Consider the following 22,500-nt stretch of genomic DNA (forward strand, 5'->3'; position numbering starts at 1 on the left):
ATGATTGTTAACATAAAATCTATACCTTCTTTCTAACAACTTTATTTTCATGATTAATTATCTATTTATTATACTTCTTACAAATTATGTTAATAATAAATATATTATATACTTATTTTTTATTTTATTCTAATTTATTTTTGTTATTTTAAATAGTAGTGAATTTTTTTTTCCCCTATGTTAAACTTGATATATTATTACAAATACGATTGGAGGTAATTGAATGAAAAACAAAGGAGTTTTAACTATAAGTATTCTTCCCTTAATGTGGATTTTATATATTTTATTTGAGTTTTTTACCGGAAGAATTACCGACTCTAAAACTTTTTTCTTTAATATAATACTTATTGTACTTTTCGCATTAGTAGGTTTATGTATTTACAAAATAGGAATTAAGCATGAAAGCGGTTTTAAATTCAACATCTTATTATTCTTATTTTGCTTGCTCCTTCTTATAGATCAAGGAATAAAAATATTAATAAAACTATTATGGTTTAAGAAAGATATTCCTATACTATCTAATCTATTATATTTTAGACCTATAATAAATACTGATGGATCTTGGTTGAATGCAAGATTTGGTACATCCGTTAGTTTTCCACTTCTAATACTTTTGAATGTTATAGCACTCTTTATTTTTATTGAGGTATATAGATATTATTTGCATAAAGGAAATAAAGATTTTTGGGCTGATATGTGTTTTATATTTGTAATATGTGGTGCTCTATGTTCATTAATCGATAAAGTTTTTTATGGCGGTAGTTTAGATTTTATAGGAATTTGTAATCTATTCATTGCTGATATAAAAGATTTATATATTAATCTAGGTATACTCTTCTTTGCACTAACATTATTTAATAATGGATATATGTCTTCTGAAGAAAGTTCCTCATTTAAAGAAGATCTTCAAAGTTTAGCCAAGTTTTTGTTATTTATTAAGAATGATATATTTAACAAACTTAACTCTCTTTAGAATAAAATATCTTCATAAATAAATATAAACCTACTATTAAAATTAACTTGAAATTTTAATAGTAGGTTTATTTATTACTTAAATTTTTAATATGTTGTATTAAAATAGATAAAATCCTTAATCATAAAATAAAAAGAACCTTTACCATAAGCAAAAGTTCTATATATAAATACTAAGCAAGTTTTCAATTAAAATTACTTTTATATAATTGGTGGCTTACCCGGGAATCGAACCCGGGACACCATGATTAAAAGTCATGTGCTCTACCGACTGAGCTAGTAAACCATCTTACCTCGCGACGTCCTACTCTTCCACACAGTCTCCCATGCAGTACCATCGGCGCTATAGACCTTAACTGTCCTGTTCGGAATGGGAAGGAGTGTTACCTCTATGCCATCACCACGAGATATTTATATTTTCCAATTAGATTAAAACCTCAATTAAGATTAATATCGAAATTCATTCAACATCTATTACATTCTAAAACAAATATGTAATAACATCTTGTCGAATATTGGTCTCAACAAGATATTATTATACATACTATTATCTATTATGTCAACACTTATTTAAAAAATAAATTTTATTTTATTTTTTCAGTGTATTCTCTGATTAATTGTACTGATTTTTTAAATTTATCTAATTCATCGTCTGCCATGTGTATTTCCACAACTTCTTTAACTCCATCAGCATTTAAAACTACTGGCACTCCACAAAATATATCATTTTCTCCATATTCACCTTCTAACAAAGTTGAAACTGGTATTATTTTATTTTCATTGTACATTATTGCTTTAATTATTCCTACTGTAGCCGCTGCTATACCATAATAAGTTGTTCCTTTTCTATTGTAAACTTCCCATCCAGCTCTAGCAGTGTCAAGAACTAATTTATCCAAATCCACATTCCCAACCCTTTTTTGATTATCCTTCAATATTTCAAAAAATGATTTTCCACCAACTGTTACATGAGACCATGGAACCATTTGTGAATCACCATGTTCTCCCATTGAATATCCTTGAACACTACGAGGGTCTACATTTAATAAATCCCCTATAAAATTTTTTAATCTAGCAGAATCTATCGCTGTTCCTGTACCTATAACATGACTTTTAGGTAATCCTGATATTTTATATACATGATATGCAATTATATCTACTGGATTTGAAATAACAACAAAATAACCATTAAAGCCACTCTTCATAATTGGATTTACTATAGATTCTACTATCTTAGCCGATAACTCCAATGTATCTAACCTACTTTGACCCGGTTTTGGTGGCGCTCCTGCAGTAATTACAACTATGTCTACATCTGAACATTGATCGTAACTTCCTACAACAACTTTAGTATTTCTGTTTAAATATTCAATACAATGATTTAAATCCATCACTTCTCCAAGTGCTTTTTCCTTATTTATGTCAATCATTAATATTTCATCACAAACACCTTGTGTTATTAAGCTAAATGCTGTACTAGATCCAACTAAGCCTGTTCCTACGATTGCAACTTTACTTTTTTTTAAACTCATATATAGTGCCCCTTTTCTATAATTATTAAAGTTATAAATGATTATTTTAATTGTATTATTTATGCATAAATTTACGTTTCAATTTTTATATTATATATGGAAGTATATCCATACTTCAACTTTATATATAAACTTAATTTATAAATATAATATAAAATAATTAACAATTTTCTTATATTATATACACTTTTTTGTGGATAACTTCTTAAAAGTTGTGAATAATTTTTAAGTTCATTTATTTAAAACATATATATAATAAATTTAATAATCTATAATTAACACTATCAATTATTCATTGAATTTATAATAAATAACTTTTAATAAAAAGAAACATTATTTAGATTTAATTTCAAATATTTATAAAACTATACAAAAAATTAAAGCTACTGAAAATATTTCAGTAGCTTTTAATTTGGTGCGTCATCAGGGATTCGAACCCTGGACACCCTGATTAAGAGTCAGGTGCTCTACCAACTGAGCTAATCACGCATATTTCACCTCGCGACGTCCTACTCTTCCACACAGTCTCCCATGCAGTACCATTGGCGCTATAGACCTTAACTGTCCTGTTCGGAATGGGAAGGAGTGTTACCTCTATGCCATCACCACGAGATTTTGAAAGTTTTGCTCTTTCAAAATTGCACACAGTTCTTAATGTATTACAACTTGATTATATTGGTCAAGCCCTCGACCTATTAGTATCAGTCAGCTAAATACGTTGCCGCACTTACACCTCTGACCTATCAACCTTGTAGTCTTCAAGGGGTCTTACTAGCTTATGCTATGGGAAATCTCATCTTGAGGTGGGCTTCACACTTAGATGCTTTCAGCGTTTATCCCTTCCCGACTTAGCTACCCAGCTATGCTTCTGGCGAAACAACTGGTACACCATAGGTCAGTCCATCCCGGTCCTCTCGTACTAAGGACAGCTCCTCTCAAATTTCCTACGCCCGCGACGGATAGGGACCGAACTGTCTCACGACGTTCTGAACCCAGCTCGCGTGCCGCTTTAATGGGCGAACAGCCCAACCCTTGGGACCTACTTCAGCCCCAGGATGCGACGAGCCGACATCGAGGTGCCAAACCTCCCCGTCGATGTGAACTCTTGGGGGAGATCAGCCTGTTATCCCCGAGGTAGCTTTTATCCGTTGAGCGATGGCCCTCCCACGAGGTACCACCGGATCACTAAGCCCGACTTTCGTCCCTGCTCCACTTGTAGGTGTCGCAGTCAGGCTCCCTTCTGCCTTTGCACTCTTCGAACGATTTCCGACCGTTCTGAGGGAACCTTTGGGCGCCTCCGTTACATTTTAGGAGGCGACCGCCCCAGTCAAACTGCCCACCTAACAATGTCCTGTCACCAGTTTCATGGCATCCAGTTAGAATTTCAATACTATCAGGGTGGTATCCCAACAACGACTCCACTAAGGCTGACGCCCTAGTTTCCCAGTCTCCCACCTATCCTGTACAGACAATACCGAAATTCAATGCTAAGCTACAGTAAAGCTCTACGGGGTCTTTCCGTCCAATCGCGGGTAGCGAGCATCTTCACTCGCACTACAACTTCGCCGGATTTGCAGTTGAGACAGTGCACAAGTCATTACGCCATTCGTGCGGGTCAGAACTTACCTGACAAGGAATTTCGCTACCTTAGGACCGTTATAGTTACGGCCGCCGTTTACTGGGGCTTAAGTTCACACCTTCGCTTACGCTAAGTGTTCCCCTTAACCTTCCAGCACCGGGCAGGCGTCAGCCCCTATACATCAGCTTTCGCTTTAGCAGAGACCTGTGTTTTTGTTAAACAGTTGCTTGTGCCTATTCTCTGCGGCCTGCCGTAAAGCAGGCACCCCTTCTCCCGAAGTTACGGGGTCAATTTGCCTAGTTCCTTAACTGCAATTCTTCCGTCGGCCTTAGGATTCTCTCCTCATCTACCTGTGTCGGTTTGCGGTACGGGCACTACTTCTCTCTCTAGATGCTTTTCTTGGAAGCATGGAATCAGATACTTCGGTTCCGTAGAACCTTCCCCATCACGCCTCAGAATTGTTAGAACGGATTTGCCTATCCTAACTCCCTAAACGCTTAGACTAACATCCAATAGTTAGCACATCCTATCCTTCTCCGTCACACCATCGATAATAACGATTATAGTGGTATTGGAATATCAACCAATTGTCCATCGACTACGCCTTTCGGCCTCGCCTTAGGTCCCGACTAACCCTGAGAAGACAAACTTTACTCAGGAAACCTTAGATATTCGGCCTGTAGGATTCTCACCTACATCTCGCTACTAATGCCAACATTCTCACTCGTAATCAGTCCACCGCTCCTTTCGGTACGACTTCAGCCCGATTACGACGCTCCTCTACCGCTCACAATAAATTGTGAACCCGTAGCTTCGGTGGTAAGTTTGAGCCCCGGACATTTTCGGCGCAGGATCTCTTGACTAGTGAGCTATTACGCACTCTTTTAATGAGTGGCTGCTTCTAAGCCAACATCCTAGTTGTCTTAGAAATCCCACATCCTTTTCCACTTAACTTACACTTTGGGACCTTAGCTGACGATCTGGGCTGTTTCCCTTTTGACCATGGAACTTATCTTTCATAGTCTGACTGCCGGACTGATAGTATATGGCATTCGGAGTTTGATAAGGTTCGGTAAGCGCTATGCCCCCTAGCCTATTCAGTGCTCTACCTCCACTACTCACATTTTCCGACGCTAGCCCTAAAGCTATTTCGAGGAGAACCAGCTATATCCGAGTTCGATTGGAATTTCTCCGCTATCCACAGCTCATCCCATGCTTTTTCAACAGCAACGTGGTTCGGTCCTCCACGAGGTTTTACCCTCGCTTCAACCTGGCCATGGATAGGTCACCCGGTTTCGGGTCTACAGCATGCAACTAGTCGCCCTATTAAGACTCGGTTTCCCTTCGGCTCCGTACCTTAAGTACTTAACCTCGCTACATACCGTAACTCGTTGGCTCGTTCTACAAAAAGCACATCATCACACACATAAGGTGCTTTGATCGGTTGTAGGCACATGGTTTCAGGTTCTATTTCACTCCCCTCCCGGGGTTCTTTTCACCTTTCCCTCACGGTACTGCTTCACTATCGGTCATCAGGTAGTATTTAGCCTTGGGAGGTGGTCCTCCCTGCTTCCCACAAGGTTTCACGTGTCTCGTGGTACTCTGGTGCAGAACTGATTATCATAATTTTCACTTACGGGACTATTACCCCCTGCGGTCCAACTTTCCAGTTGTGTTCAGTTAACCATGATTTCTCGTTATGTTCTGTCCGCAACCCCAGAGATAAATCTCTGGTTTGGGCTCTTTCCTTTTCGCTCGCCGCTACTAAGAAAATCGATTTTTCTTTCTCTTCCTCCAGGTACTTAGATGTTTCAGTTCCCTGGGTTTACCTTCATAAAGCTATGTATTCACTTTATGATACATGGGGTTTCCCATGTGAGTTTCCTCATTCGGAAATCTTCGGATCTCTGACTATGTGCGTCTACCCGAAGCTTATCGCAGCTTATCGCGTCCTTCATCGGCTCCTGATGCCAAGGCATTCACCATGCGCCCTTTGTAGCTTGACCTTTTAAGTTTTGTTAGTACAAAACTGGTTATATTAATCATTCACAAAGAATATATTTCTTGGCTTTGTTGTATTTTATATACATTAATCTATGTGCAATTTTCAAAGAACATACATTCCCTTATTTTTAGGGAAAATTTTTTTGAAAGACATAGTCTTTCAAAATTGAACAGAATATAAGCAACATTTAAGTAATCTGTCGAGTAAGTATTTAAATTTTGATACATAATTGTATCTATACTAGTCAGACATCATGCTGATCTAGATTTCTCCATAGAAAGGAGGTGATCCAGCCGCAGGTTCTCCTACGGCTACCTTGTTACGACTTCACCCCAATCGCTGACCCTACCTTAGGTCGCTGCCTCGCTTACGCGTTAGCTCACGAACTTTGGGTATTGCCAACTCTCATGGTGTGACGGGCGGTGTGTACAAGGCCCGGGAACGTATTCACCGCGACATTCTGATTCGCGATTACTAGCAACTCCAGCTTCATGTAGGCGAGTTTCAGCCTACAATCCGAACTGAGACTGGTTTTAAAGTTTGGCTCCACCTCACGGTTTAGCATCTCTCTGTACCAGCCATTGTAGCACGTGTGTAGCCCTAGACATAAGGGGCATGATGATTTGACGTCATCCCCACCTTCCTCCCGGTTAACCCGGGCAGTCTCGCTAGAGTGCTCAACTTAATGGTAGCAACTAACAATAAGGGTTGCGCTCGTTGCGGGACTTAACCCAACATCTCACGACACGAGCTGACGACAACCATGCACCACCTGTCTTCCTGCCCCGAAGGGCTTCCTCTATTACAGAGTAATTCAGGAGATGTCAAGTCTAGGTAAGGTTCTTCGCGTTGCTTCGAATTAAACCACATGCTCCGCTGCTTGTGCGGGCCCCCGTCAATTCCTTTGAGTTTTAATCTTGCGACCGTACTCCCCAGGCGGAATACTTAATGCGTTAGCGGCGGCACGGAGGTCATGACAACCCCCACACCTAGTATTCATCGTTTACGGCGTGGACTACCAGGGTATCTAATCCTGTTTGCTCCCCACGCTTTCGAGCCTCAGTGTCAGTTACAGTCCAGAAAGTCGCCTTCGCCACTGGTATTCTTCCTAATCTCTACGCATTTCACCGCTACACTAGGAATTCTACTTTCCTCTCCTGCACTCTAGATATCCAGTTTGGAATGCAGCACCCAAGTTAAGCCCGAGTATTTCACATCCCACTTAAATATCCACCTACGCTCCCTTTACGCCCAGTAAATCCGGACAACGCTTGCCACCTACGTATTACCGCGGCTGCTGGCACGTAGTTAGCCGTGGCTTCCTCCTTAGGTACCGTCATTATCGTCCCTAAAGACAGAGCTTTACAATCCGAAGACCGTCATCACTCACGCGGCGTTGCTGCATCAGGGTTTCCCCCATTGTGCAATATTCCCCACTGCTGCCTCCCGTAGGAGTCTGGGCCGTGTCTCAGTCCCAATGTGGCCGATCACCCTCTCAGGTCGGCTACGCATCGTCGCCTTGGTGAGCCGTTACCTCACCAACTAGCTAATGCGACGCGGGTCCATCTCATAGCGGATTGCTCCTTTAATTGCTATATCATGCGATATTACAATCTTATGCGGTATTAATCTTCCTTTCGGAAGGCTATTCCCCTCTATGAGGCAGGTTACCCACGTGTTACTCACCCGTCCGCCGCTAATCCACTTCCGAAGAAGCTTCATCGCTCGACTTGCATGTGTTAAGCACGCCGCCAGCGTTCGTCCTGAGCCAGGATCAAACTCTCAATAAAAAGTTTAATCTTAGCTTACTCAAATAAAAATTGCTGGTTTACTTAAATGTATTTATTATATTCTGTTCAATTTTCAAAGACCATTTTCTTTCACAACTTTCGTTGTTACTTTTTGTTTTTTTCTGTCACCCTCAAGCGACTTACTTAGTATATCACTTGACTTAGAGGCTGTCAACAACTTTTTTCATTTCTTTAAAGCTCTTTTTCAAAGGCCTTTTTGAACTTACTTGAAATTGTTTATGTCTCTTTGCGACGTCTTTTATCTTATCACTTTATACTTATCATGTCAATAGTTTTTGTAATTAAATATTCATAATAAATGATAGTCACATCCTAATCAAAAATCCTTTCGAAATATCTTCTATAAAAATAATAGTCGTACTAATATATTATTTTACCTTCCTCAATAAAAAGTGAGTTAATAAAATACTTAAATTTTAAATTAGAAGCAATACTCCTTTTTAGGTTAAATCAAGAACTATCCAAATATCTGAAATATAAAATAAATCATAACTTAATTATACAATTAATGCAAATTCTTCATAACATATTTCTTATCTATACAAAAATGAGTCACTACAAAACTAACATAATTAGTTTTGTAGTGACTCATTTATAAATTTAATTAAACTTATGCCCTTTTTCTCTTCTTAATAACCAATGGATACATAGCAGAACCAATAAGAGTTTCCCCTTTTCTTATTTCACTACCTTTGTCTGCAATTACATTATCTAATACTGCATCATCGCTAATTTTACTATTTTGCATTATTATACAATCCTTAAGTTTTGTATTCTTACCTATATATACTCTTCTTCCTATTATACAGTTTTCAACACTACCTTCAATTCTACAGCCATTAGCTATTATTGAATTCATAACGTTGCTCTTATCTTCATAATGAGTTGGTGCTTCGTCCTTAGTCTTTGTATAAATAGGTCTTTCTTCATTGAATATTTCCTTACTTATCTTTCTATTTAAAAAGCCAACATTACTATCGTATAAAGCTTTAATTGAATTTATACAATCTAAATGACCTGTAAACTCATACGCACCTACATTTAAATCTTTTAAATTATTATGAATATATTCTTTAACTTTTCTATACATACCAGTACTTATACATTCATTAACAATATTAATAAATAATTCTGTTTTTAATATATACATTTCCATATTAATATTAGCTTTTGGATTCTTTCCTATATTTTCTCCTACACTTATAACATTTCCCGAATCATCTAAATTTAAAACTCCACAATCTCCAAATGCTTCATCTGCATTGTTTACTTTTTTATATATCATTGTAACATCTTTTCCTGTGCTTTTATGGTATTCTAATACATTACTATAATCTATATTACAAATCATATAGCTTGGTGCTAACAATACATATTCTCTTCTACTAACTTTTAGAAATTGAATGTTTTCTGCAAAATTATGAACATCATCAAAAACTGGATCATCATTTCCAAAATTAAAAACTTTTAATCCATCTTTCTTTCTATTTAAATCCCATGGTCTACCATTTGTTAAATGATCTATTAATGATCTTGATTTGTTTTTTGTGAAAATACCTATGCACTCAATGCCTGAATTTGTCATATTAGACAGCACAAAGTCGATAACTCTATATCTAGCTGCAATTGGAACTGACGCAAGAGATCTATTTACAACCAATTCACCCATTCTATTTTCATTTTCATCTAAGTTAATTATACCAATACAATTTTTCATCTTTTTCTCCCCCTTAGCAATTCACTAAACAGCCTTATTGTTTTCTATGACTGTACCCATTTTTACTTCTTCTTTTGCTGCTATGATAGCTATTTCATCGCCTAAAGAAATCTTGCAATCCTTTCTAACAATAGCTCCACTACCAACAATGGCTTTTTCTATAACTACATTATCTCCAATTTTTGCATCTGTCATGATTATTGAATCTCTAATAACTGAATTCTTTCCTACTTGTACCCCCTGGAATAGTATAGAATTTTCAATTTGACCGTTCACAGTACATCCTTCAACTATTAAAGAGTTAGATACTTTCGCATTTTCACCTATATATTGTGCAGGTCTTACTGGATTAACTGAATATATCTTCCAATCCTCATCATGTAAATCTAGCTCATTATCTTCTCTAATCAAATCCATATTAGCTTCCCATAAGCTATCAATAGTTCCAACATCCTTCCAGTATCCCTTAAATGGATATGCAACTAATTTGTTTCCGTCTCCAAGCAATCTTGGAATTATATTCATTCCAAAATCATTCTTCGAAGTTTTATCTAATTCATCTTCTCTCAAATATTTTTTAAGAGTCTTCCAGTTAAATATATATATACCCATAGATGCTAAATTGTTTTTAGGAGTTTTAGGTTTCTCTTCAAATTCATATATTGATAAATCATCTCTAGTATTCATTATTCCAAAACGAGATGCTTCATCCATTGAAACTTCTATTACTGCAATAGTTGCTTCTGCATTTTTTTCTTTATGGAAATCTAACATCTTTGTATAATCCATCTTATATATATGGTCACCCGATAAAACCAAAAGATATTCAGGATCATATCTATCAACAAATTCTATATTTTGATAAATAGCATTTGCTGTTCCTTTATACCATTCTCCACCCTTTTCTTCTTGATATGGAGGTAATATACTTACTCCACCTTTACTTCTATCTAAATCCCAAGCTTCACCTATACCAATATGTGCATTTAATTCTAGTGGTTTGTATTGAGTTAATACCCCTACTGTATATATTCCAGAATTTGAACAATTGCTTAAAGGAAAATCTATGATTCTATATTTTCCTCCAAATGGTACTGCTGGTTTTGCTAATTTCTTTGTTAATACCCCTAATCTTGATCCTTGTCCTCCAGCTAATATCATAGCTACGATTTCATTTTTACCCATAATGTTATCTCCTCTCATATGTTATTACTCTCATTTAGATAAAACTTTGAATATTATTATTTATATATTTCAATAGTATGCTTAACATATTGTTTTTATGTTAATACGCTATAACATACAATATTTTCATCATTTACATATTAATCAAACTTTTCGTAATATTTTAAAATCATTTGGAAAAATAGTTATGACACTGTTACTTCCTATAAACTTATATTTTTCAATAGGATTAAATAAATTTATATACGTTCCATTTAGATTAATATCATTAAAAACTTTTGATTTATTTGAAACATTAACTAAAACTATAACTTTCTCATTTTCATAATTTCTTTCAAATGCAAATACATCTAATTGTGTTTCAAAAATCGTTAAGTCTCCTTTTTTTAAAGAATTTTCCTTATTTCTTATATCTATTATCCTTCTATAGAACTCTACAAGTTCTTCATTTTCATTTCCCCATGGAAAACTCTTTCTATTATTAGGTTCCTTTCCACCTTTTAGACCAGCCTCATCACCATAATATAATAAAGGTACTCCTGGTAATGCAAATTGAATAACAACCATTAATTTTAACAATACTAAATTTCCATCTAGCACAGTTAAAATTCTTTCTGTTTCTCCTGTACCTATAATATTTATATTTCCGTAAAATATTTCTCTTGGATAATTCTCATATAAAGACATTATCTTTCTCTTAAATTTATTTGATTTTATATAACCCTTAATAAAATTTATTAAACTCTCTCTTAATGGATAATTTGTAGCAGCATGTATTTCTTTTCCCATTAAATATTTTCTTCTTTTAGAGTAGCTTACTTTATTAGAAGCATCATCCCAAACGTCTCCTAAAAGTACAGTATTATTACTAATATTCTGTATCCTTTTTCTTATCAATTCTATAAATTCATCTGGGAGTTCATCTATAACATTTAACTTCCAGCCGCTAGCTCCAAGTTCCATCCACTTTTGTATAACAGAATTTTCACTACTTATAATATAATCTATATACTCTTCATTCATTACATTTACATTAGGTCTTTCTTCTATCCCCCACCATGATTCATACTGACATGGATACCTAGAAAATTTATACCAATCATGATATTTAGAATTAGGTGATTGATATGCACCAATGCTATTGTAATTGCCAAGTTTATTAAAATATTTACTATCAGAACTAGTATAACTAAATACAACATCTAAAATTATCTTTATGCCTTTACTTTCTGCTATTTTACATAATTCTTGAAACTCATCCTCTGTGCCAAACATCTCATCTATAACTTTAAAATCTCCTGCATCATATTTATGACAGCTAGAGGATTTAAATATAGGACTTAATTGTATTATGCTTATTCCTAGAGATTGTATATACTCTAGTTTTTTTATTATGCCTTTTAAATTTCCACCATAAAAATCCCATCTTATAATTCTCCCTGTCATATCTTTTATATACATAGGAGTATCAGACCATCTTCCATATATGAAGGAATTTTTCTTTGGAGAATTTACACTCTTATCATCATTTCCATTATAGAATCTATCTACAAATACTTGGTATATTACTCCTTCTTTATACCACTCAGGTATATTCGATCTTTCATATATTGTTATTTGATACGGAACAGGATTATAGTTATATATCTGACCAATTCCACCTAATCGTTCATCATTGTTGCCATAATACAGCCTATCATATCCATCTATTAAAATAAAATAATACTCTAACATTCCCCAAGCATCAGATGTATCAATTTCTACAGAATATTTAAATTCGCCATTGTTTAAATACTCTTTTTCCATTCCTATATTTAATCTAGTACCATCAAACTGTATTAATTCTATTGCTACTATCAATTCTTTATCTATATTGATTGATAGCTTAACCTTTTGACCAACTTCTACTGCTCCAAAAGGTTTTCTGAATTTTAGGTTTTGTGAGTCATGTACTACCTGTATACCGTTCATTAAATTAATCCTCCTATAGATTCTTATAAATTACCTGTGATCCCCAAATCCCTGTTGCATATTCCTGAATTGTTCTGTCAGATGAGAATATCCCTGAATGTGCAATATTAACTCCACACATTTTTTGCCATTTATTACCATCTCTATAAAGAGTATCAACCTTATCCTGAGCCTTTAAATACGAATCAAAATCTTTTAAAACGAAAAATTCATCATTATAAGTTATCAGATTTTCATAAATGCTTTTAAACTTATTTTTGTCATTGTGATATTTTCCATTTACTAAATCATCAATTATTCTTTTTACTCTTTGATCACTATTATATATATCAACAGATTTATATCCTCCATTTTGATAATAGCTAAGCACTTCATCTGCAGTTAATCCGAAAATCACTATATTATCATCTGTAACTTCATCTTTTATTTCAATATTAGCTCCATCCAATGTAGCTACTGTTATAGCGCCATTCATCATAAATTTCATATTTGAGGTTCCTGAAGCTTCCTTAGTAGTTGTGGAAATTTGTTCGCTTACATCTGTTCCTGGAATTATTTGCTCTGCTAATGAAACTCTATAATTTTGCATAAATACTACTTTTATCTTATCATTCACTCTAGAGTCATTATTTATTTTTCTTGCTACACAATTAATTAATTCAATAGTATTCTTAGCTAAATAATAACCTGGTGCAGCTTTTCCCCCAAATATAAATGTTCTAGGCACAATATCATAATTGGGATTATCAATTAATTTATTATATAAATCCATTATTCTTAAACAATTTAGTATTTGCCTCTTATAAGCATGTATTCTCTTAACCTGAACATCAAATATTGAATTAGGATCTACTCTTATATTATCATTCTTCAATATAGTGCTGGCTAGTCTTTCTTTATTAAATTTCTTTATCTTTCCTAATTGCTCTAAGACAACTTCATTATACAAATGATTTTCAAAACTTTTTAAATCGATTGGATGCCTTATAAAGCTATCACCAATTGTATCCTTTAATAATTTTGTAAGTTCAGGATTACTCTTTAAAAGCCATCTTCTATGAGTAATTCCATTTGTTTTATTATTAAATTTATTAGGATATAAATAATAAAAATCACTCATTTCTTTTTTCTTTAATATTTCAGTATGAAGCTTTGCTACTCCATTTACGCTATGACTTCCAACAACTGCCAAATGAGCCATTTTTATTTTTCCATCTGAAATTATAGACATCCTAGATATTTTATCCCAGTTACCTGGATACTTGTTCCAAAGCTCCTTACAATATCTTTCATTTATTTCTTGAACTATCATATATATTCTTGGAAGTAACTTCTGAAACATATCAACTGACCATTTTTCTAGTGCCTCTGCTAAAATTGTATGATTTGTATAAGATATCGTATTAGTAGTTATTCTCCATGCTGTATTCCATTCCAAGTTTTCTTCATCTACTAGAATTCTCATTAATTCTGGTATAGCTAAAGTAGGATGAGTATCATTAATATGAATTGCCACCTTTTCATCTAATAATTCAATATTTCCTCCATGTTTTTTAAAGTGTCTTATAATACTTTGAACACCAGCAGAAACAAAGAAATATTGTTGTTTTAATCTAAGCATTTTTCCTTCATAAAATGAATCCTCTGGATACAATACTTGAGAAATTGACTCAACAGAATTTTTATATTTTATAGCTTGAAGAAAATCACCTCTATTAAATGATGAAAAATCAAACTCATTTGAAACAGCTTCTGCACTCCATAGCCTAAGTGTATTCGCGATCTCATTTTCATATCCCACAATTGGAGTATCATACGGAACAGCTAACACTGGTTCAAAATTCACATGAGTAAACTTTAAGTTTCCATCAACTTCACTTACATTTATTTCTCCACCAAATCTAACAATTTCAGCTTTTTCAGCTTTCCTCTTCTCCCATACATTACCTTCCTTTAACCAAGCATCAGATACCTCAACTTGTTTACCATCAATAATTTTTTGTTCAAAGAATCCGTATTTATATCTTATTCCACATCCGTTTCCTGGGATATCAAGTGAAGCCATTGAATCTAAGAAACAAGCTGCAAGTCTTCCAAGACCTCCATTACCTAACCCTTGATCCTGTTCCAAGTTTTCTAAATCTTCCAATTTTATATTCAAATCTAATAGTGCTTCTCTACAAATATCCCTTATTCCTAAATTTAATAATGCATCTCCTAATAATCTTCCTAATAAAAATTCCATAGAAAAATAATAAACTTGTTTCTCTCCAGTTTTATTATATTTCTTATTAGTCTTCAACCATATTCTAGTAACATAATCTCTTACTAAACTTCCTAATGCTTCATACTTTTGTTGATTGTTGCCCTCTTTTAACTCAACTCCATGCATTTCCAAAAACTTATTAACATAAGCCTTTTTAAATGACTTTTTATCCATTTCAAGCATTAATGTCCCTCCCCATTTTTGCTACTAATATTGATGTGTCAATTCCCTATACATATCTAAATATATTTGAGCTGACCTATTCCAACTATTATCAGAATTCATCGCATGTTCAATAAGGTTGTTCCATCGTTTTTTATCTTGATATATCCACAATGCATATTGCAATATATTGTATAACTCATCGGCATTGTAATTTGTAAAACTAAATCCATTGCCTTCCCAAGTATACTCATTATATGCTGTGACTGTATCTTTTAATCCACCAGTTTCTCTTACAATAGGAATAGATCCATATCTCAACGCTATCAATTGTCCAAGTCCACATGGTTCAAAAAGTGAAGGCATTAAAAACATATCAGATGCTGCATAAATCTTATTTGCTAAAGCATTATCAAATCTAATATTCGCAGATACTTTATTTCCATATTTATAGTCTAGCCATTTAAAATGATCCTCATAATGACTATCTCCAGTACCTAATATAACTAACTGAACATTTTGTTGTAATAATCTATCTGAAATATCTACTAACAAATCAAGTCCTTTTTGATGTGTTAATCTTGTTACCATAGCTATCATTGGAATATTTTCATCAACAGCTAAACCCAATTCTTGTTGCAAACTAGTTTTATTCACAACTTTATTTTTAATTGAGTTTACATCATAATTTTTATATATAAACCTATCTGTTTTAGGATTAAATTCATCATAATCTATTCCATTAACAATTCCTCTTAATGCATATGATCTATCCCTTAGAACACCGTCTAACCTTTGACCATACTCTGATGTTTGTATCTCTGCTGCATAAGAATTACTTACAGTAGTTATTATATCTGAATAATATAATCCCCCTTTCATAAAGCTTACACCTTCATCAAATTTCAAACATGTATTATCATAAAGTTCCATATCAAAATCAAATAATTCAGGTAATATTGTTGGATCAAAAATTCCTTGAAATGCTATATTATGAATTGAATATACACATTTCATATTCCAATAGAACATATCATTTCTCTTATATTGAAATTTTAGTAATACTGGAAGCATTCCTGTCTGCCAATCATTACAATGAATCAAATCTGGCTGCCAATCTACTTGTTTTAGCATATCAAGCACTGCTCTATCAAAAAATGCAAACCTTTCTCCATCATCATAAAATCCATATATTTCATCTCTATTAAAGTATCTCTCATTATCCAAAACATAATAAGTTACTCCATTATAGAAACATTCCCATACTCCACAGAATTGATCTCTCCATCCAACTTTAACATTAAACCATTTATTAAATCTTAGTTTATCTTTTACTTCCCAATTTAGTTCCTTATACTTTGGTATCACTACTCTTATATCTACACCTTTTTGTGCAAGTGCTTTTGGTAATGCTCCTGCAACATCTCCAAGTCCACCACTTTTAATAAATGGACTTGCCTCTGATGCTACAAATAAAACTCTCATTTTCTTATCCCCCTTAACCTAGTTAACTAATATATCCATAATTCTATGAATTACCAAGCAATTCACAATACTTATAGATTTATTCATCAATTTTTAGTTCATCAAATTCTTTTTCATTTTCAATCTCTTTTATTTTTAATATTAAAGTAGCCATTGGTGGTACTTTTATCTTTAAAGAATATGGTTGATTTTGGAATCCCTCTTTTTCAGCCACTAACTCAGTTCCCATTACTTGACCTGAGCCACCATATTTACTATCATCAGTATTAAACAATTCTTCATAAGTTCCTAAGAATGGAACTCCGATTTGATAATCATAATAAACTGTAGAAGTAAAGTTTATTATAAAAATTAATGTATCATCATCATTTCTACTTCTTCTAGCAAATATAAGTACACTTTGTTCACTGTTATCAGCCTCAATCCAATTAAATCCTTTATAATCATGATCAAGTTCCCAAAATGCTTTATTATTAAGATACAAATGATTTAAATCTTTGAAAAATAATTGTGTTTGCTTATGAATTTCTAATTCATTAATTAAATTCCATTGCAATGATTCGTATTCTCTCCACTCTATTCTTTGTGCAAATTCATTCCCCATAAATAGTAACTTTTTGCCTGGATGTCCCATCATATATCCTATGAATGTACGAAGCCCTGCAAACTTGTTCCATTCATCTCCCCACATTTTTTCCACTAATGATTTTTTTCCATGAACTACTTCATCATGTGAAAGAGGCAACACATAATTTTCAGCATAATTATACATCATTGCAAATGTTATATTTCTATGATTATCTTTTCTATATTTAGGATCTATTTCAATATATTCTAACGTATCATTCATCCATCCCATATTCCATTTTAGATTAAAACCTAATCCATCATGAACAGGTGGCTTAGTTACATTAGGCCATGATGTTGACTCTTCAGCGATCATAAGTGCTGTAGGATACTCTGCAAAAACAGCTGCATTTAATTCTTTTAAGAATTCTATAGCTTCTAGGCTTCCGTTTCCACCATATTTATTTGGTACCCATTCACCTTGTTTCCTACTATAATCTAAATATAAGATACTTGATACAGCATCCACTCTTAATCCATCAACGTGAAATTCCCTAAACCAATATAGCGCATTTGATATTAAATAACTTTTAACTTCACATCTACCTAAATCAAAATTGCAAGTTCCCCAACCTTTATTTTCAGCTCTCCATTCTTCTTGATATTCATAAGTTGCACTACCATCAAATTTATATAAACCATGTGCATCTTTACAAAAATGTCCTGGTGCCCAATCCATTATTACGCCTATATTAGCTTCATGTAATTTATCTACTAATATTTTAAGACCTTCAAGTTTTCCATATCTACTTGTTGGTGAATAATATCCTGTTCCTTGATATCCCCAAGATGCATCTAATGGATGTTCAACTAATGGCATAATTTCTACATGAGTATATCCCATTTCTTTTAAATATCCAGGTAATTCCTCACTAATTTCTTCATAAGTAAGAAATCCACCTTCATTATTTGTTTTCCAAGATCCTAAGTGCATTTCATAAATATTTAAAGGTTGTTCAAGAACATTTGCTTTGTTTCTTTTATCTACCCATGATTTATCATTCCACTTATAATTTTCCGGTTCATATATTATTGAAGCATTTCCAGGTCTTAATTCAGTGCAGATTGCATATGGATCTGCTTTATATTCACCCATTTGACCATCTTGTCCAACTATGCAGTATTTATATTTATCTCCTTGTTTAGCTCTAGTAAAAAATCCATTCCACAATCCATTCTCTGTTATTTTCTCAAGTTTATATTCATCTCGTACCTCAAATTCATTAAAGTCTCCAACAACATATACTTCCATAGCATTAGGTGCCCATGTAGCAAATTGCACGCCTTTATGTTTATTTTCAGTTTTAACATGGGATCCTAATATATTATATGATTCATAATTATTTCCTTTATGAAATAAATATGTGTTAAAATTAGTCAAATCTGTCTTATCCACTTGTTTCGCAACGTTGTCAAATTTATTTTTTATTTGTTCAGTTTTAACTTGTAGACTATCCTTTGCTATAACTTTAGTTTTATCTTTACTTGATTCTGATTTTTTTGAACTACTAGTAGTTGATTTATTTTTTCTACTCCTAGTGGTTGTTTTAGTTGCAACTGATTTAGTTGTTTTGGTTGAAGATTTTGAAGTTGTTTTCCTTGTAGCTTTAGTTTTAGATGCAACAGCTTTATTATCTTTTTCATTCTCTGTTCCATCCACTGTTTTATCTATATCTAAAGTTATTACATCTTTGGGTTCTATTTTTTCCTGTGATTTACTTGATTTTCTTGTGGACTTTGCTTTTGCAATAGTCGAAGTACCTTTTTTAGCAATTTTTTTCTTTTCTTGTTCTATTGCCTTATTCGTATTGTCTTCAACTCCTATACTTTCTTCTATATTGACGTTATTGCTTTTATTAGGTTTATCTTGCATTCACTCTTACCCCCATCCATATTTGTATCCCTCTCATAATTTTTTAATATCATCTGCTTTCTACTGGAAAAATTTTTACTAATTTTTATCCCTCTATATATATTACCAAATTTTGTAGTACATTTCACTTATTTTTCTATATTTTATATTTTTTTTATTAGTCAACTTTATTTTTAAATATATTATATTATATTTTTGTAATAAAAGTATAATATATACAAATTATCATATTTACTACATATAGTATGTATTAATATAGACTTTAATATATCTATAATTAGTACTTAAAATTCCACTGAATACTAATTATATCACAAAAAATTGATAAAATGTAATATTTATGAAATTATTTCCGAAAAAATTATATCTATTCTAATTATTAAAGAAATTTAACCTAAAAAAAAACGATAGTTATTATAACTATCGTTTATGCTTACCTCGCGACGTCCTACTCTTCCACACAGTCTCCCATGCAGTACCATCGGCGCTATAGACCTTAACTGTCCTGTTCGGAATGGGAAGGAGTGTTACCTCTATGCCATCACCACGAGATTTTGAAAGTTTTGCTCTTTCAAAATTGCACACAGTTCTTAATGTATTACAACTTGATTATATTGGTCAAGCCCTCGACCTATTAGTATCAGTCAGCTAAATACGTTGCCGCACTTACACCTCTGACCTATCAACCTTGTAGTCTTCAAGGGGTCTTACTAGCTTATGCTATGGGAAATCTCATCTTGAGGTGGGCTTCACACTTAGATGCTTTCAGCGTTTATCCCTTCCCGACTTAGCTACCCAGCTATGCTTCTGGCGAAACAACTGGTACACCATAGGTCAGTCCATCCCGGTCCTCTCGTACTAAGGACAGCTCCTCTCAAATTTCCTACGCCCGCGACGGATAGGGACCGAACTGTCTCACGACGTTCTGAACCCAGCTCGCGTGCCGCTTTAATGGGCGAACAGCCCAACCCTTGGGACCTACTTCAGCCCCAGGATGCGACGAGCCGACATCGAGGTGCCAAACCTCCCCGTCGATGTGAACTCTTGGGGGAGATCAGCCTGTTATCCCCGAGGTAGCTTTTATCCGTTGAGCGATGGCCCTCCCACGAGGTACCACCGGATCACTAAGCCCGACTTTCGTCCCTGCTCCACTTGTAGGTGTCGCAGTCAGGCTCCCTTCTGCCTTTGCACTCTTCGAACGATTTCCGACCGTTCTGAGGGAACCTTTGGGCGCCTCCGTTACATTTTAGGAGGCGACCGCCCCAGTCAAACTGCCCACCTAACAATGTCCTGTCACCAGTTTCATGGCATCCAGTTAGAATTTCAATACTATCAGGGTGGTATCCCAACAACGACTCCACTAAGGCTGACGCCCTAGTTTCCCAGTCTCCCACCTATCCTGTACAGACAATACCGAAATTCAATGCTAAGCTACAGTAAAGCTCTACGGGGTCTTTCCGTCCAATCGCGGGTAGCGAGCATCTTCACTCGCACTACAACTTCGCCGGATTTGCAGTTGAGACAGTGCACAAGTCATTACGCCATTCGTGCGGGTCAGAACTTACCTGACAAGGAATTTCGCTACCTTAGGACCGTTATAGTTACGGCCGCCGTTTACTGGGGCTTAAGTTCACACCTTCGCTTGCGCTAAGTGTTCCCCTTAACCTTCCAGCACCGGGCAGGCGTCAGCCCCTATACATCAGCTTTCGCTTTAGCAGAGACCTGTGTTTTTGTTAAACAGTTGCTTGTGCCTATTCTCTGCGGCCTGCCGTAAAGCAGGCACCCCTTCTCCCGAAGTTACGGGGTCAATTTGCCTAGTTCCTTAACTGCAATTCTTCCGTCGGCCTTAGGATTCTCTCCTCATCTACCTGTGTCGGTTTGCGGTACGGGCACTACTTCTCTCTCTAGATGCTTTTCTTGGAAGCATGGAATCAGATACTTCGGTTCCGTGGAACCTTCCCCATCACGCCTCAGAATTGTTAGAACGGATTTGCCTATCCTAACTCCCTAAACGCTTAGACTAACATCCAATAGTTAGCACATCCTATCCTTCTCCGTCACACCATCGATAATAACGATTATAGTGGTATTGGAATATCAACCAATTGTCCATCGACTACGCCTTTCGGCCTCGCCTTAGGTCCCGACTAACCCTGAGAAGACAAACTTTACTCAGGAAACCTTAGATATTCGGCCTGTAGGATTCTCACCTACATCTCGCTACTAATGCCAACATTCTCACTCGTAATCAGTCCACCGCTCCTTTCGGTACGACTTCAGCCCGATTACGACGCTCCTCTACCGCTCACAATAAATTGTGAACCCGTAGCTTCGGTGGTAAGTTTGAGCCCCGGACATTTTCGGCGCAGGATCTCTTGACTAGTGAGCTATTACGCACTCTTTTAATGAGTGGCTGCTTCTAAGCCAACATCCTAGTTGTCTTAGAAATCCCACATCCTTTTCCACTTAACTTACACTTTGGGACCTTAGCTGACGATCTGGGCTGTTTCCCTTTTGACCATGGAACTTATCTTTCATAGTCTGACTGCCGGACTGATAGTATATGGCATTCGGAGTTTGATAAGGTTCGGTAAGCGCTATGCCCCCTAGCCTATTCAGTGCTCTACCTCCACTACTCACATTTTCCGACGCTAGCCCTAAAGCTATTTCGAGGAGAACCAGCTATATCCGAGTTCGATTGGAATTTCTCCGCTATCCACAGCTCATCCCATGCTTTTTCAACAGCAACGTGGTTCGGTCCTCCACGAGGTTTTACCCTCGCTTCAACCTGGCCATGGATAGGTCACCCGGTTTCGGGTCTACAGCATGCAACTAGTCGCCCTATTAAGACTCGGTTTCCCTTCGGCTCCGTACCTTAAGTACTTAACCTCGCTACATACCGTAACTCGTTGGCTCGTTCTACAAAAAGCACATCATCACACACATAAGGTGCTTTGATCGGTTGTAGGCACATGGTTTCAGGTTCTATTTCACTCCCCTCCCGGGGTTCTTTTCACCTTTCCCTCACGGTACTGCTTCACTATCGGTCATCAGGTAGTATTTAGCCTTGGGAGGTGGTCCTCCCTGCTTCCCACAAGGTTTCACGTGTCTCGTGGTACTCTGGTGCAGAACTGATTATCATAATTTTCACTTACGGGACTATTACCCCCTGCGGTCCAACTTTCCAGTTGTGTTCGGTTAACTATGATTTCTCGTTATGTTCTGTCCGCAACCCCAGAGATAAATCTCTGGTTTGGGCTCTTTCCTTTTCGCTCGCCGCTACTAAGAAAATCGATTTTTCTTTCTCTTCCTCCA

At 35.3% G+C, this 22,500-nt stretch carries 9 protein-coding genes, 2 tRNA genes and 6 rRNA genes (2 of these 17 cut by a window edge); 1 reads left to right on the plus strand and 16 read right to left on the minus strand.

Annotation, left to right across the window (positions count from 1 at the left end):
• Window positions 1-14, minus strand: the 5' portion of a protein-coding gene (locus tag CLSA_RS21000) for a pyruvate, water dikinase regulatory protein (RefSeq protein WP_022750623.1). It extends 796 nt beyond the left edge of the window; 14 of the gene's 810 nt are visible here — the first part of the coding sequence; its start codon is at window positions 12-14; its stop codon lies off the left edge, out of view.
• 209 nt (window positions 15-223) lie between these two features.
• Between CLSA_RS21000 and CLSA_RS21005 the strand changes: the two genes are divergently transcribed.
• The gene (locus CLSA_RS21005; RefSeq protein ID WP_022750626.1) at window positions 224-973 is read left to right on the plus strand and encodes a signal peptidase II; all 750 of its coding nucleotides are present in this window, start codon (window positions 224-226) and stop codon (window positions 971-973) included.
• A 209-nt stretch (window positions 974-1,182) separates the two neighbouring features.
• On the opposite strand, the gene CLSA_RS21010 is transcribed toward CLSA_RS21005, so the two are convergent.
• The 15 genes from CLSA_RS21010 to CLSA_RS21080 form a co-directional block, all read right to left on the minus strand.
• Window positions 1,183-1,258 (minus strand) — tRNA-Lys (locus CLSA_RS21010).
• A gap of 5 nt (window positions 1,259-1,263) precedes the next feature.
• A 5S ribosomal RNA gene (gene rrf, locus CLSA_RS21015) occupies window positions 1,264-1,380 on the minus strand.
• A gap of 176 nt (window positions 1,381-1,556) precedes the next feature.
• The gene (locus CLSA_RS21020; RefSeq protein WP_022750629.1) at window positions 1,557-2,504 is read right to left on the minus strand and encodes an L-lactate dehydrogenase; all 948 of its coding nucleotides are present in this window, start codon (window positions 2,502-2,504) and stop codon (window positions 1,557-1,559) included.
• 413 nt (window positions 2,505-2,917) lie between these two features.
• Window positions 2,918-2,993, minus strand: a tRNA-Lys gene (locus CLSA_RS21025).
• A gap of 7 nt (window positions 2,994-3,000) precedes the next feature.
• Window positions 3,001-3,117, minus strand: a 5S ribosomal RNA gene (gene rrf, locus CLSA_RS21030).
• Between the two features lie 62 nt (window positions 3,118-3,179).
• Window positions 3,180-6,089, minus strand: a 23S ribosomal RNA gene (locus tag CLSA_RS21035).
• 276 nt (window positions 6,090-6,365) lie between these two features.
• Window positions 6,366-7,878, minus strand: a 16S ribosomal RNA gene (locus CLSA_RS21040).
• The 16S, 23S and 5S rRNA genes sit together here with 2 tRNA genes alongside, the layout of an rRNA operon.
• A gap of 631 nt (window positions 7,879-8,509) precedes the next feature.
• The gene (glgD, locus tag CLSA_RS21045; RefSeq protein WP_022750631.1) at window positions 8,510-9,616 is read right to left on the minus strand and encodes a glucose-1-phosphate adenylyltransferase subunit GlgD; all 1,107 of its coding nucleotides are present in this window, start codon (window positions 9,614-9,616) and stop codon (window positions 8,510-8,512) included.
• 24 nt (window positions 9,617-9,640) lie between these two features.
• Window positions 9,641-10,801 (minus strand): glucose-1-phosphate adenylyltransferase, encoded by a 1,161-nt coding sequence (locus CLSA_RS21050; RefSeq protein ID WP_041716407.1) that lies wholly within the window; start codon window positions 10,799-10,801, stop codon window positions 9,641-9,643.
• Window positions 10,802-10,945: 144 nt separating this feature from the next.
• Entirely contained in the window at window positions 10,946-12,772 is a 1,827-nt protein-coding gene (locus tag CLSA_RS21055) for a glycoside hydrolase family 13 protein (protein WP_022750635.1), read from the minus strand.
• Window positions 12,773-12,785: 13 nt separating this feature from the next.
• Window positions 12,786-15,221, minus strand: coding sequence for a glycogen/starch/alpha-glucan phosphorylase (locus tag CLSA_RS21060; protein WP_022750638.1), 2,436 nt, complete (start codon window positions 15,219-15,221; stop codon window positions 12,786-12,788).
• 24 nt (window positions 15,222-15,245) lie between these two features.
• Window positions 15,246-16,685, minus strand: coding sequence for a glycogen synthase GlgA (glgA, locus tag CLSA_RS21065; protein ID WP_022750640.1), 1,440 nt, complete (start codon window positions 16,683-16,685; stop codon window positions 15,246-15,248).
• Window positions 16,686-16,764: 79 nt separating this feature from the next.
• Entirely contained in the window at window positions 16,765-19,185 is a 2,421-nt protein-coding gene (glgB, locus tag CLSA_RS21070; protein WP_022750644.1) for a 1,4-alpha-glucan branching protein GlgB, read from the minus strand.
• A gap of 435 nt (window positions 19,186-19,620) precedes the next feature.
• Window positions 19,621-19,737, minus strand: a 5S ribosomal RNA gene (rrf, locus tag CLSA_RS21075).
• Window positions 19,738-19,799: 62 nt separating this feature from the next.
• Window positions 19,800-22,500: ribosomal RNA gene (locus CLSA_RS21080) — 23S ribosomal RNA — on the minus strand (it continues 209 nt past the right edge of the window).

This window comes from Clostridium saccharobutylicum DSM 13864, from assembly GCF_000473995.1.
Classification (GTDB): domain Bacteria; phylum Bacillota; class Clostridia; order Clostridiales; family Clostridiaceae; genus Clostridium; species Clostridium saccharobutylicum.

Coding starts and splice junctions, on each gene's coding strand:
- CLSA_RS21005 (WP_022750626.1), top strand. CDS start 224: ATGAAAAACAAAGGAGTTTTAACTATAAGTATTCTTCCCTTAATGTGG.
- CLSA_RS21020 (WP_022750629.1), bottom strand. CDS start 2,504: ATGAGTTTAAAAAAAAGTAAAGTTGCAATCGTAGGAACAGGCTTAGTT.
- glgD (WP_022750631.1), bottom strand. CDS start 9,616: ATGAAAAATTGTATTGGTATAATTAACTTAGATGAAAATGAAAATAGA.
- CLSA_RS21050 (WP_041716407.1), bottom strand. CDS start 10,801: ATGGGTAAAAATGAAATCGTAGCTATGATATTAGCTGGAGGACAAGGA.
- CLSA_RS21055 (WP_022750635.1), bottom strand. CDS start 12,772: ATGAACGGTATACAGGTAGTACATGACTCACAAAACCTAAAATTCAGA.
- CLSA_RS21060 (WP_022750638.1), bottom strand. CDS start 15,221: ATGCTTGAAATGGATAAAAAGTCATTTAAAAAGGCTTATGTTAATAAG.
- glgA (WP_022750640.1), bottom strand. CDS start 16,685: ATGAGAGTTTTATTTGTAGCATCAGAGGCAAGTCCATTTATTAAAAGT.
- glgB (WP_022750644.1), bottom strand. CDS start 19,185: ATGCAAGATAAACCTAATAAAAGCAATAACGTCAATATAGAAGAAAGT.